The following is a 12,879-nucleotide window of genomic DNA, read 5'->3' on the forward strand; positions in this document are numbered from 1 at the left end:
CGAAGCCCATCCATGCCAGCCGATCGTCCCGGACCCGATGTGTCCCGACCCCTGCGCATCGCCATCAATGGATATGGCCGCATCGGCCGCTGCGTGCTGCGCGCGTTGATGGAATCCCCGCATCGCCGATCACTGGATGTGGTGGCGATCAACGAGCCGGCGGATCTCGATTCCATGGCCTACCTGACCCGTTTCGATTCGACCCACGGCATATTCCCGGGCGAGGTCGGGGTGCTTGAAGGCGGGCTGGAGATCGCCGGGCGGGCGATCCCTGTCTTTCATGCGCGGGACCCTGCGGACGGCCCCTGGAGCCGGCTGGATTTCGATCTGTTGCTGGAATGCTCGGGTGCCTTCGCCACGCGCGAGCGTCTGCAGGCTTTCCTGGAAGCCGGCTGCCCCCGGGTCCTGGTCTCGCATCCGGGCCGCAGCGCGGCCGACGTGGATTGCACCATCGTCCACGGCATCAACGACGGCGACTTGCGGCCGGACCAGCGCATCGTGTCGGCGGCCTCGTGCACGACCAACGCAGCCGTACCGATCCTGGATCTGCTGGAACGCCATCTTGGCGTGGACGGCGCCTTCTTGACCACGTTGCATTCGGTGATGAACGACCAGCCCATGATCGACGGCTACCATCACACCGACCTGCGCCGCACCCGCTCGGCCATGCAGTCGATCGTGCCGGTCGCCACCGGCCTGGCCCAGGGCATCGAACGCATGCTGCCCGGCCTGGCCGGGCGCATTCAGGCCAAGGCGGTGCGGGTCCCCATCCTGAACGTTTCGGCCATCGATCTGGCCGTCAACCTGCGCCGGAATACCTCGCCGGACGCCCTGAACGCGCTGTTCGCCGCGGCGGCGCTGGCCCGACCGGACCTGATCGCCTGTACCGACCAGCCCCACGCCTCGGTGGACTTCAACCACGATCCGCATTCGGCCGTTGTCGACCTGGGCCAGACCCGGGTCAACCAGGGCCGCTTCGCCAACCTGCTCATCTGGTTCGACAACGAATGGGGCTTCGCCAACCGGATGCTCGACGTGGCGCGGGTATGGGCCGGACTTTTTCAGGATTCCGCCGCGCCGGCGCACGCAACCTTTTCTTCTTCTCCCGGAGTTTGACATCATGGCCGATATTCGGACCGAAACCGATTCCATGGGCGCCATCGAGGTGCCCGCCGCGCATTACTGGGGCGCGCAAACGCAGCGCTCCATCCAGAACTTCCCGATCGGCGTGGCCCGGTTCCGCTGGCAACCCCCGGTGATCCGCGCCCTGGGCGTGCTGAAAAAGGCCGCGGCCCAGGCCAATGCCGAACTCGGTGAACTGCCCGCCGACATCGGCAACCTGATCGTGCGCGCCGCCGATGAGGTCATCGAAGGCAAGCTCGACGGGGAGTTCCCGCTCGTGGTGTTCCAGACCGGCTCGGGCACTCAGTCGAACATGAATGCCAACGAGGTCATCTCCAACCGGGCCATCGAGCTGGCCGGCGGTCAGGTCGGCTCCAAGGCTCCGGTGCACCCGAACGACCACGTCAATCGCGGCCAATCGTCCAACGACACCTTTCCCACGGCCATGCACATCGCGGTGGCCGAAGAACTGTCGCGCCATTTCTTCCCGTCCGTCGGGCGCCTGCGCGCCACGCTGGACGCCAAGGCCAGGGCTTTCCAGGACGTCGTCAAGACGGGGCGCACCCACTTGCAGGACGCCACGCCGATCACGCTGGGCCAGGAAATCAGTGCCTGGGTGGCGCAGATCGATTTCGCTCTGGACGCCGTGCAATCGGCGTTGCCGGGCATCTATGACCTGGCGATCGGCGGCACGGCCGTGGGCACCGGCCTGAATGCCCATCCGCGTTTCGGCGAACTGGCCGCCGCGCGCATCGCCGACATCACCGGCCTGCCGTTCCGCAGCGCCGAAAACAAGTTTTTCGCCCTGTCCGCGCATGACGCGCTGGTCAATCTGTCGGCCGCGCTGCGCACCCTGGCTGGCGCCCTGATGAAGATCGCCAACGACGTGCGCTGGCTGTCCAGCGGTCCGCGCTGCGGCATCGGCGAACTGCTGATCCCGGAAAACGAACCCGGCTCGTCCATCATGCCGGGCAAGGTCAACCCCACCCAGTGCGAGGCCATGACCATGGTCTGCGCCCAGGTCTACGGCAACGACGCCGCCGTGGCCTTCGCCGGTTCCCAGGGCAATTTCCAGTTGAACGTCTACAAGCCCGTCATGGTGCACAACGTCCTGGAAAGCATCGGCCTGCTGGCCGACGCCTGCCTGTCTTTCGACGAGCACTGCGCCGTCGGCATCGAGCCCAATCGGCCGCGCATCGAGGAAAATCTGAACAAGAACCTGATGCTGGTCACCGCGCTGAACCGCCACATTGGCTACGACAAGGCCGCCGCCATCGCCAAGAAGGCCCACAAGGAACACAGCACCTTGCGGGAAGCCGCGCTGGCGCTGGGCTTTTTGACCGATGCGCAGTACGATGAATGGATCGTTCCTCTGGACATGACCCACCCCAGCAAGGCATGAGACCGGACACGGGACAGCCCTCCGCAGACTGTCCCGCGCCAGCCGGATCCGAGCCGTGAGCATGATGAAATCGCCTGTACGGATCAAACGCGTTTACGAAGCCCCGTCGGACACAGACGGTCTGCGCGTGTTCATCGACAGGCTTTGGCCGCGGGGTGTTTCCAAGGGTGCGTTTGAATATGATCTTTGGTGCAAGGACCTGGCGCCCAGCCCGGCGCTGCGCGCCTGGTTCGGCCACAAGCCCGAACACTGGGACGGCTTTCGCCGCGATTACGACGCCGAATTGCGGGACGAACGGGCGCAGGCCCGCATGGGAGAAGTCTTCGCCGCGGCCGAAGGCCGGCGCATCACCCTGGTGTTCGGCGCCAAGGATCCCGAACACAATCATGCGCTGATCCTGGCCGATGCCATGAACGACTATGCCAGGCGTCACCGCCTCGCCTGAACGGGTTCCGCCCACTACTTCGGAAAGGACATGCTGCTGGTCTATTTCGGTTCGCAATCGGTCTGGGCGCTGTCGCTTCTGGGGCTGATCCTGCTGCTGGCCGTGGTCATCGCCATCCAGGCGCATCGTGGCCGGGCCCGTGGCGGGAACGAAGAATTGCCCGGCATGATCGGCGAGATCACCCAGGCCTCCGATGCGCGTGGCCGCGCGCGCGCCCTGGTGCGTGGAGAAGTCTGGCAAGTGCATGCCGACGCACCATTGCGGCCTGGCCAGGCCGTACGGGTCTTGGCCGAGCGCGGCCTGATGCTTGAAGTCGAACCCGTCCCCGATCGGGATGTTTTTCTGGGAGAGCCCTCATGATGTTCCTGGAGCTGAATTCGGGCCTCGGCCTGCTGGTGCTCGTTTTTCTGGTGTTCGTGCTGTTCAAGCTGTTCCGCATCCTGCGTGAGTATGAGCGCGCCGTCATCTTCACACTGGGCCGGTACACCGGCACCAAGGGCCCGGGACTGATCATCGTCATCCCCTTCCTGCAGCATGCGCTGCGGGTGGACATGCGCGTGGTGACGCTGGACATCCCGCCTCAGGACGTGATTTCCCGCGACAATGTGTCGGTGCAGGTGAACGCGGTGGTGTATTTCCGGGTGGTGGATCCCGGCAAGGCGATCATTCAGGTCGAACGCTACCTGGAGGCCACCAGCCAGTTGGCGCAGACGACGCTGCGGGCGGTGCTGGGCAAGCACGAATTGGACGAGATGCTGGCCGAACGCGAAAAGCTGAATCAGGATGTCCAGACCATCCTGGACGCCCAGACGGATGGCTGGGGCATCAAGGTCACCAACGTGGAGATCAAGGACATCGGCCTGAACGAGACCATGGTGCGGGCCATGGCGCGCCAGGCGGAGGCCGAGCGTGAACGCCGCGCCAAGGTCATCCACGCCGAGGGTGAACGCCAGGCGGCGCGGGCACTGGCCGATGCGGCCAATACGCTGGCGCAGGAGCCGTCCGCCATGCAGTTGCGCTACCTGGAGACCCTGGCCCAGGTAGCGGGCGACAAATCGTCCACGCTGGTTTTCCCGATTCCCATCGACCTGCTGGCCGGGTTCATGGGGCCGTCGCGTCCGCCTCGGCCAGAAGCCGACCAATGACGGCGCCGGCCTTCAGGTCATCCAAGCGGCCGAAATGATGCAGGCGGACGCCGCCCCGGGCGTCCAGGATCACCAGGGATGGCGTGCCCTGCAGTCCCCAGGCCTGCATGGTCAGGGGAATCGGATTGCCGGACGGCGCGGGGCGGTCGATGCCCACGGGGAAACGGATCCGGTATTCGTGCAGGAACGCCCGCAGCGCGACTTCGCCCATGGCGGCGTGATGCTCGAAGACCGTGTGCAGTCCGATGACCTGGACGCGCCCCGGGGGAAAGGACTCATGGATCGCCTTGGCCTGGGGCAGCCCGTGGGACACGCATCCCGGACACAGCATCTGGAAGGCGTGCACGACCACCACGGATCCGCGCAGCGACTCCAGCGAGGGCGGGTCGTCGTGGATGTTCAGCCACGTCTCGATCTCCCAGGGGGGAGGCAGCGCACCGTTGATCATGATCAGGTTCCACGATGAAGTCGGTCGATTCCATGATAGGACGGACGTACAATCAAAGAAAGACGCCCGGCCGGGAAAACCTACAATTCGTAGTGGTAATCGCCTGCGAATTGACCGACCATGGTGTAATGATGCGCCTTCGACGCCCGGTGTGCCGGCGGCGAGGCGGTGCGGGGCGCTCGTGGGGCGCCCCTCGGAAACTTCCCTGTCTGACGGAGACTCACACATGAAACTGTCCGCTCTCGCCCTGAGCCTTTCCCTGCTGGCCATGGGCCAGGCCGCCCACGCCGCGCCGGATTTCGCCCAGGTCAAGGACATCCTGACCAAGAACGCCTGTCTGGCCTGTCATTCGGTCGACAAGAAGGTCGTCGGGCCCGCGTACATCGATGTCGCGGCCAAGCACAAGGGCCAGGCGGACGCCGCCGACGTCCTCACCAAGCACATCAAGGGCGGCAGTTCCGGTGTGTACGGGCCGATTCCGATGCCGCCCAACGTCGGCATTTCCGACGCCGACATCAAGACGGTGGTCGACTGGCTGGTGGCTGGCGCCCCGCACTGATCGCCCGACGCGCTTGCGCGGACCCTGTGCGCGGCTGTCGGCCGCCACAGGGTTTTTTACTTTCAGGGTCCGGATCCGCGGACCCGTCCTTCATCAACAGGAGCCGGCATGAACCGAGTCGATGTCTTCTCGGGCCTGGAAACCCAGTCCATTTCCGTCGAAGTCCTGCGGGAAAAATACGCCAAAGGCGACGAAACCTCGATCGTCGAAATCCAGCGGCGCGTGGCGCGCGCGTTGGCCTCAGTCGAAAAACCGAAGCAGCGCGCCCGTTACCGTGCCTTGTTCCTGGATGCCCAGCAGCGCGGTTTCATCCCTGCGGGCCGGATCAATTCGGCCGCGGGCACGGACCTGGCCGCCACGCTCATCAACTGCTTCGTCCAGCCGGTCGGCGATTCGGTGTCCGATCCGGTGGACGGCCGGCCGGGCATCTACGACGCCCTGCAAAAGGCCGCCGAGACCATGCGCCGCGGCGGCGGGGTGGGTTACAACTTCAGCCACATCCGTCCGGCGGGCGCCATCGTCAAGGGTACGGCCTCAAAGGCGTCCGGGCCCGTTTCCTACATGCGCGTGTTCGACCGCTCCTGCGAGACTGTCGAATCGGCCGGATCGCGGCGCGGCGCACAGATGGGTGTGCTCGACGTCGGCCATCCCGACATCGAGACGTTCATCGAGGCCAAGCAGACGGCCGGCGAACTGACCAACTTCAACGTGTCGGTCAGCGTCACCGACGAATTCATGCGCGCCGTCGAGCACGACGCCCCGTTTCCCCTGACCCATGCGGCGGAGCCTTCGGACGACCTCAAGGCCGCCGGCGCCTATCGCCGCGAGGACGGTCTGTGGGTCTACCGCGAAATCCGGGCGCGCGACCTGTGGGACCGGATCATGCGATCCACCTACGACTACGCCGAGCCCGGCGTGCTGTTCCATGACCGGATCAACGGCGAGAACAATCTGCATTATCTGGAAACGCTGGGTGCCACCAACCCTTGCGGCGAACAGCCGCTGCCGGGCTACGGTTGCTGCTGCCTGGGTTCCATCGACCTGACGCGCTTCGTGCGCGACCCGTTCGGCTTGCAGGGTGATCCTTCGGTGGATTGGGACGGCCTGGCCGAGGTCGTGGGGGTGGCCGTGCGCATGCTGGACAACGTGCTCGACGCCACCGTCTGGCCGCTGCCCGAGCAGGCGGCCGAGGCCGCCCGCAAGCGCCGCGTCGGTCTGGGCGTCACAGGGCTGGGCGATGCGCTGATCATGCTGAAGCTGGCCTATGACAGCGAGCCCGCGCGCGCGATGGCCGCCCGTTTCGCTCGCGAAGTGGCCCACGCCGCTTATCGGGCCTCGGTGGATCTGGCCCGCGAGCGCGGCCCTTTCCCGGGCTTCCAGGCCGGCCCCTATCTGGACAGCGGTTTTGCCCGGCGCCTGCCCGAGGACATCCGTGCCGCCATCGCGGAGCACGGCATCCGCAACAGCCATCTCACCTCGATCGCCCCGACGGGCACGATTTCCCTGGCCTTCGCGGACAATGCCTCCAACGGCATCGAACCGCCTTTCTCCTGGACCTATACGCGTACCAAGCGCATGGCCGATGGCGGCAGGCAGGACTATGTGGTCGAGGACCACGCCTACCGGCTCTACCGCCTGATGGGAGGCGACGTGTCCGGCGCGCTGCCGCCGTATTTCCGCACCGCCCTGGAGATCTCCGCGCGCGACCACGCGCTGATGGTCGCGGCCGTCAAGGACCACGTCGACGCCGCGATTTCCAAGACCGTGAACGTGGCCGCGGACTACCCCTACGAGGACTTCAAGGATCTGTACATGCAGGCCTGGAAACTCGGTCTGAAGGGGATCACCACCTATCGTCCCAGCGGCAAGCGCGGCGCCGTATTGTCCGTGTCTCCGGCGGCCGAAGCGCCCGCACAGCCGGAGGCCATCTCCCTGTCCGAGGCCGATCGCCGCCTGGTACTCAAGCGTGTCATCGAGCCTGTGCTCAACAGCCTGCGCTGGCCCAATCGTCCACGGTTGCCGCGCGGGGCCTCCTGCTGGGCATCGGACGCCATCGAGTCTCCGGAAGGCAGTTTCGTGGTTTTCGTATCCGATCTGCAGAAGCGGCCCTTCGAAGTCTGGGTCAACGGCGCCCGCCCGCCGCGCGGCCTGGGTTCCGTGTCCAAGATGCTCAGCCTGGACATGTACACGGACGACTTCCCCTGGCTCAATCGCAAACTGGAAGTTCTGGCCGCCACCAATGGCGGCTCGGCCTTCCAGATCCTGGACCCCGAGGCCGGCGAACCGATCTGGGTGCCTTCGACGGTGGCCGCTTTGGCGCGCCTGGTCGCGTTCCGCCACCGCTCGCTGGGCATCGACATCGACGCCGCGGCCGCGCCGAAGTCGGCAATGATGGAAGCGCTGATCGCGCCGCGTGAACCCAAGACCGGCCCCGATGGCACCATGGGGTGGATCTGCGATGTCCTCAACCCGGTGACGGGCGACGATTTCGTGCTGATGGTCAAGGAATTGCGCATGCCCGACGGCTCCACCCGTCCGTATTCAGTGTGGGGCGCCGGCAAGTTCCCTCGTGCCTTCGAGGGCCTGTTCAAGCTCCTGAGCCTGGACATGCGCATCGTCGATCCGGCCTGGATCGCCATGAAGCTGCGCAAGCTGATGAATTACGCCGAGCCCCAGGGCGATTTTCTGGCACGCGTGCCCGGCGCCGAAAAATCCAGCTCCTTCCCCTCGACCGAAGCCTACATCGCCCGCCTGTTGATCCACCGCTATGCGATGCTCGGCATTCTTGACGAACAGGGCGAGCCCGTCGAGCAGATGGGCGTCGTCCAGGCCGAGTCCGAAGCCACCGAGGCCATGGCGGCCGCGCATCCGGCCCGCCAGGCGCCGCCCGTCCACGGAACCGAGTGCCCCGAATGCCACCTGCACAGCGTCATCAAGAAAGACGGCTGCCAGTTCTGCACCCACTGCGGATACACGGGCGCATGTGGATGAGACAGGACGAGGAACAGTCCCTGCGGACTGTTCCTCGCCTGTCGAATCCGAGCCCCGCTTGCAAGCGGCGAGGTGGAGAGATGCCCCGGCTCGAGGTTTCCTCGCCTGTCGAATCCGAGCCGCTTGCAAGCGGCGAGGTGCGGGAAACGGATATAGAATGATTCCCCCGGCCCGGGGAGACCGGGGGCTCAACCACTCACACAAGAAGTGACATGAATCATCAATACGACGTCCTGATCATCGGCAGCGGCCTGTCCGGCCTGACGGTGGCGTTGCATCTGGCGGCCGACAAGAAAGTCGCCGTGCTGTCGAAAAAAGCCCTGCTGGACGGGGCGAGCAACTGGGCGCAGGGCGGCATCGCCGCCGTGCTGGATTCGCAGGACAGTCACGACGAGCACATCGCCGACACGCTGGTCGCGGGCGCCGGACTGTGCGATTCCGACGCCACGCGTCACATCGTCGAGCAGGGGCGGTCGGCCATCGACTGGCTGATCGAACTGGGCGTGCCCTTTACCCCCGATCAGGGCGCCGAACTGGGTTTCCACCTGACCCGCGAAGGCGGCCACAGCCAACGGCGCATCATCCATGCGGCCGACGCCACCGGCCATCTGGTCCAGTTGACCCTGGAGCAGCAGGTCCGGGCACACCGCAACATCACCCTGCTGGAATACCATTCCGGCGTCGAACTCATCACCAGCCGTATCCTGGCCGGCGGCGGTGCCCCATCCACCGGCCAGCCGGCCCGCTGCCTTGGGGCCTACGTGTACGACGAACGCGCCGACCGGGTGCACACCATCCTGGCGTCCCGCGTCGTGCTGGCGACCGGCGGCGCGGGCAAGGTCTACCTGCACACCAGCAACCCCGACACCTCCACCGGCGACGGCATCGCCATGGCTTGGCGGGCGGGTTGTCGCGTGGCCAACATGGAATTCATGCAGTTCCATCCGACTTGCATGTTCCATCCGCAAGCCAAATCCTTCCTGATCTCCGAGGCCGTGCGCGGAGAGGGCGGGGTGTTGCGCCTGCCGGCCTCGGCCGGCGCCCAGGCAGGCGAACGCTTCATGCAATGGCACGATGATCGTCTGGAACTGGCCCCGCGCGACGTGGTGGCCCGCGCCATCGATTTCGAGATCAAGAAGCGCGGCCTGACCCATGTGGATCTGGACATCAGCCATCGGCCGGCCGAATTCATCCGCGCGCATTTTCCGACCATCCACGCCCGCTGCCTGGAGTTCGGCATCGACATGACCCGCGAACCGATTCCGGTGGTGCCGGCGATGCACTTCACCTGCGGCGGCGTGGTGGTCGACATGAATGGCCGCACCGACATTCCGGGCCTCTACGCGGTGGGGGAAACCGCTTACACCGGCCTGCATGGCGCCAACCGTCTGGCCAGCAACTCGTTGCTGGAATGCTTGGTGATCGGCCGCAGCGCCGCGCACGACATCGATGCCCAGCCCGATCCGGATCCCCTGCCGGGTCAGGTGCCCGACTGGGACGAGAGCCGGGCCCGGGACAGCTCCGAGGCCGTGCTGGTCACACACGCCTGGGACGAGGTCCGCCGCCTGATGTCCAACTACGTCGGCATCGTGCGCACCCAGAAGCGTCTGGGCCGCGCGCGCCAGCGCATCAGCCTGCTGGACCAGGAAATCGAATCGTATTACCAGGAGCACCGGGTCACCAGCGATCTGCTGGAATGCCGCAACCTGATCCAGGTCGCGGCCCTGGTGGTGGCGGCGGCGCTGTCGCGCAAGGAAAGCCGCGGCCTGCACTACTGCCAGGATTTCCCCTGGACCTTGCCCCGGGCGCTGCCCACGGTGATGACGCCGGAAGAAGGCTTTCGCTGATGGTGCGCCGGCACGCGGCCGGCGCCGGCGGGGATCAGACGATCCGCAGGGAATAATCGACGGCCCGGACGTCCTTGGTCAGGCTGCCGATCGATATCCGGTCCACGCCCGTCAGGGCGATCGCGCGCACGGTTTCGTGATGAATGCCGCCTGATGCTTCGAGCAGGGCGCGGCCGGCGTTCAGGGCGACCGCCGCGGCCAGGTCTTCCAGGCTGAAGTTGTCGAGCAGCACGGAAACGGCTCCGGCGTCCAGCGCCTGACGCAATTCGTCCAGCGATTCGACCTCGATCTGGATCGGGACACCACCCGAGACGTCCCGTGCGGCCCGCAAGGCGGCGGCGATGCCGCCCGCCGCCATGATGTGGTTTTCCTTGATCAGGATGCCGTCGTACAGCGCCATGCGCTGGTTCTGGCCACCGCCCACGCGCACGGCGTATTTCTCGGCCTGGCGCAGGCCGGGCAGCGTCTTGCGGGTATCGAGAATGGCGGCGCGCGTCCCGGCCGTCAGGTCCACATAGCGGCGGGTCGCCGTGGCCACGCCCGACAGCAACTGCAGGAAGTTCAGCGCGGTGCGCTCCGCAGTCAGCAGGGCGCGCGCCGGGCCATGCAGGCGGCAGACCACGGAATCGGCTTCCATCAGGTCGCCCTCGGCGTAGGCCCAGTCGAGCAGAATGCGTGCGTCCACCCGGTGCATCACGGTCTCGAACCAGGGGGCGCCGCACAGCACGGCGGGTTCGCGCACGATGACGCGGGCGGCCTCGACTTGGTCCTCGGGGATCAGCAGGCCTGTGAGGTCGCCCGGACCGACGTCCTCGGCCAGCGCGCGTTCGACGCTGGCTTCGATTGAGGATTGCAGGATGGGCGGGAAGGGGGCGTGGGGATTGCGCAGTGAGGAAGAGGGCGAGGACGTGCTCATGCCGGACCGATTCCCGAAAACAGGGCCTGTTCCTGCGCCAGGTCGGGACCGGGACGGGGATCGCGGCGGCGCGCGGCGGCGAAGTCCAGCATGCGGTCGATGCAGACCTTGGCCTGGCGTCCCAGCGCGGGATCCAGGCGGACTTCGTTGGTGCCGAATTCCAGCGCGTCGGCCACGCCCTTGAGGGAGTTCATGGCCATCCAGGGGCAATGGGCGCAGCTCTTGCAGGTGGCGGATTCGCCGGCTGTCGGCGCGGCAATGAAGGTCTTGCCGGGGGCGGCCAGGCGCATCTTGTGCAACAGGCCCTGGTCGGTGGCGACGATGAAGGTCGTGGCCGGCGATTCGGTCACGGCCGCCAGCAGCCGCGAGGTCGACCCCACCACATCGGCCTGGGCCACGACGGAGGCGGGCGATTCGGGGTGCACCAGCACCAGGGCGCCCGGATGTTCTTTGCGCATCAGGTCGAGCTCGATGCCCTTGAATTCGTCGTGAACGGTGCAGGAGCCTTGCCACAGCACCATGTCCGCGCCGGTTTCGCGCTGGATGTAGGACCCCAGGTGGCGGTCCGGCGCCCAGAGGATTTTCTGGCCCTTGCGGTGCAGTTCCGCGACGATGTCCAGCCCGATGGAGGACGTCACCATCCAGTCGGCCTGGGCCTTTACGGCGGCGCTGGTGTTGGCGTACACCACGACCGTGCGATCGGGGTGCTGCGCCCGGAACGCGGCGAAGGCCACCGGATCGCAGCCCAGGTCCAGCGAACAGGTGGCGTCCAGATCGGGCATCAGGATGCGCTTTTCGGGGGAGAGGATCTTGGCCGTCTCGCCCATGAAGCGCACGCCCGAGACCACCAGGGTGTCGGCGGCGTGATCGCGGCCGAAACGCGCCATTTCCAGCGAATCGGAAACGCAGCCGCCGGTTTCCTCGGCCAGATCCTGGATATCGGCGTCCACGTAGTAGTGCGCGACCAGGGCGGCGTTGCGGGATTTCAGCAAATGCCGGATGCGGTCTTTCTGGAATTCGCGTTCCTGGGGAGACAGCGGGGGATTCACCCGGGCCCAGGCTTCGGCCACCGTATGCGTGCCGACGGCCATGTCCGGGCGGTCGAATTCGACGATTCGGGTACCTGAGGGCATGATGATATGGGATTGAAGCGGAAAAAAGTGTAGAAGGCCATCATACGCCAAAGCGGTCCGCATCGCCCGGTGCGGGTATAATTCGCGCCACCCGTCATCGGGGAGTAGCCTGCCCGCAGCCAGGCCCGTCCGTCCAGGACGGCGCGCCGCGCGGTGCATGCGTCAACATACTTGGCCGTTCGGCCATGGCGCATGCGGTCCACGCATCATCCGGACCTGGCAAGACCGCTGACTGCGTTTCCCGCCGCAAGGGGCCGGCGGGGACGTAGTCGCGCCAGCCCCGGACGTTATTTTCCATGGATGCCTTCCTCGTTTCCACCGGTGTGGTCGCCCTGGGCGAAATCGGCGACAAGACCCAGTTGCTGGCCATGATGCTGGCCGCCCGCTATCATCGGCCCGGCCTGATCTGTCTGGGCGTGCTGATCGCCACGCTGGCCAATCACGCCCTGGCCGGCCTGGCCGGCCAATTGGTCGCCCGGCTGCTCGATCCCGATATCCTGCAGTGGGCAGTGGGGATTTCCTTCCTGCTCATGGCAGGCTGGCTGCTGATTCCCGACAAGCTGGAGGAAGCGCCCCGGCCAATGCGCGGCCTGGGCGTGCTGACGGCCACGATCACGTTGTTCTTCCTGGCGGAGATGGGAGACAAGACCCAGATCGCCACCGTGGCCCTGGCGGCGCGCTACGAGAATCTCGTGGCGGTCGTGGGCGGCAGCACGCTGGGCATGATGCTGGCCAATGTGCCCGCCGTGTATTTCGGCGCCCGCGCCGCCGACCGCCTGCCGGCCCGGCTGGTGCATGGCGTCGCCGCCGCGCTCTTCGCGATCATGGGCGGCGTCACGCTGGCGAACGCGGCCGGCTGGGTGTAGGACGG

At 66.4% G+C, this 12,879-nt stretch carries 12 protein-coding genes and 1 riboswitch; of the genes, 9 read left to right on the forward strand and 3 right to left on the reverse strand.

The features are described 5' to 3' along the window. Positions 1-12: 12 nt before the first annotated feature. From O4H32_RS09855 to O4H32_RS09875, 5 genes are all read left to right on the forward strand, one after another. A complete protein-coding gene (locus O4H32_RS09855) occupies positions 13-1,116 on the forward strand; it encodes a type I glyceraldehyde-3-phosphate dehydrogenase (protein WP_269358717.1) in 1,104 nt (367 codons plus the stop codon). Positions 1,117-1,120: 4 nt separating this feature from the next. After that, complete coding sequence (gene fumC / locus O4H32_RS09860; protein WP_269358719.1) at positions 1,121-2,524, forward strand: class II fumarate hydratase; 1,404 nt, start codon at positions 1,121-1,123, stop codon at positions 2,522-2,524. A 61-nt stretch (positions 2,525-2,585) separates the two neighbouring features. After that, on the forward strand, positions 2,586-2,969 hold the full coding sequence (locus O4H32_RS09865) for a DUF488 domain-containing protein (RefSeq protein WP_269358721.1): 384 nt from the start codon (positions 2,586-2,588) through the stop codon (positions 2,967-2,969). A 30-nt stretch (positions 2,970-2,999) separates the two neighbouring features. After that, a complete protein-coding gene (locus tag O4H32_RS09870; protein ID WP_269358723.1) occupies positions 3,000-3,329 on the forward strand; it encodes an NfeD family protein in 330 nt (109 codons plus the stop codon). Further along, positions 3,329-4,114 carry a slipin family protein gene (locus tag O4H32_RS09875; RefSeq protein ID WP_269358924.1) on the forward strand — a complete coding sequence of 262 codons (786 nt, stop codon included), beginning with the start codon at positions 3,329-3,331 and terminating at the stop codon, positions 4,112-4,114. The genes O4H32_RS09870 and O4H32_RS09875 overlap by 1 nt, the downstream gene beginning before the upstream one ends. Here the strand turns inward: O4H32_RS09875 and O4H32_RS09880 are convergent. Further along, positions 4,071-4,562, reverse strand: coding sequence for a thioredoxin domain-containing protein (locus O4H32_RS09880; RefSeq protein WP_269358725.1), 492 nt, complete (start codon positions 4,560-4,562; stop codon positions 4,071-4,073). The two genes, O4H32_RS09875 and O4H32_RS09880, sit on opposite strands and share 44 nt — an antisense overlap. A 226-nt stretch (positions 4,563-4,788) precedes the next feature. Here O4H32_RS09880 and O4H32_RS09885 point away from each other — a divergent pair, with 226 nt between their 5' ends. From O4H32_RS09885 to nadB, 3 genes are all read left to right on the forward strand, one after another. Then, complete coding sequence (locus tag O4H32_RS09885; RefSeq protein WP_269358727.1) at positions 4,789-5,121, forward strand: c-type cytochrome; 333 nt, start codon at positions 4,789-4,791, stop codon at positions 5,119-5,121. 108 nt (positions 5,122-5,229) lie between these two features. Further along, the gene (locus O4H32_RS09890) at positions 5,230-8,112 is read left to right on the forward strand and encodes an adenosylcobalamin-dependent ribonucleoside-diphosphate reductase (protein ID WP_269358729.1); all 2,883 of its coding nucleotides are present in this window, start codon (positions 5,230-5,232) and stop codon (positions 8,110-8,112) included. A gap of 212 nt (positions 8,113-8,324) precedes the next feature. Then, on the forward strand, positions 8,325-9,959 hold the full coding sequence (gene nadB / locus O4H32_RS09895) for an L-aspartate oxidase (RefSeq protein ID WP_269358731.1): 1,635 nt from the start codon (positions 8,325-8,327) through the stop codon (positions 9,957-9,959). Between the two features lie 34 nt (positions 9,960-9,993). Here the strand turns inward: nadB and nadC are convergent, their stop codons facing one another. Then, positions 9,994-10,875: a carboxylating nicotinate-nucleotide diphosphorylase gene (gene nadC, locus O4H32_RS09900; protein ID WP_269358732.1), complete on the reverse strand. Its 882-nt coding sequence runs from the start codon at positions 10,873-10,875 to the stop codon at positions 9,994-9,996. Beyond that, positions 10,872-12,008, reverse strand: coding sequence for a quinolinate synthase NadA (gene nadA, locus O4H32_RS09905; protein WP_269358733.1), 1,137 nt, complete (start codon positions 12,006-12,008; stop codon positions 10,872-10,874). The genes nadC and nadA overlap by 4 nt, the downstream gene beginning before the upstream one ends. An 87-nt stretch (positions 12,009-12,095) precedes the next feature. Beyond that, a riboswitch (yybP-ykoY riboswitch) is annotated at positions 12,096-12,226 on the forward strand. A 78-nt stretch (positions 12,227-12,304) separates the two neighbouring features. Between nadA and O4H32_RS09910 the strand changes: the two genes are divergently transcribed. Beyond that, the gene (locus O4H32_RS09910; protein WP_269358735.1) at positions 12,305-12,874 is read left to right on the forward strand and encodes a TMEM165/GDT1 family protein; all 570 of its coding nucleotides are present in this window, start codon (positions 12,305-12,307) and stop codon (positions 12,872-12,874) included. Positions 12,875-12,879 lie beyond the last annotated feature (5 nt).

The sequence above is a fragment of the Castellaniella denitrificans genome (genome assembly GCF_027214045.1).
Lineage (GTDB): Bacteria > Pseudomonadota > Gammaproteobacteria > Burkholderiales > Burkholderiaceae_B > Castellaniella > Castellaniella denitrificans_A.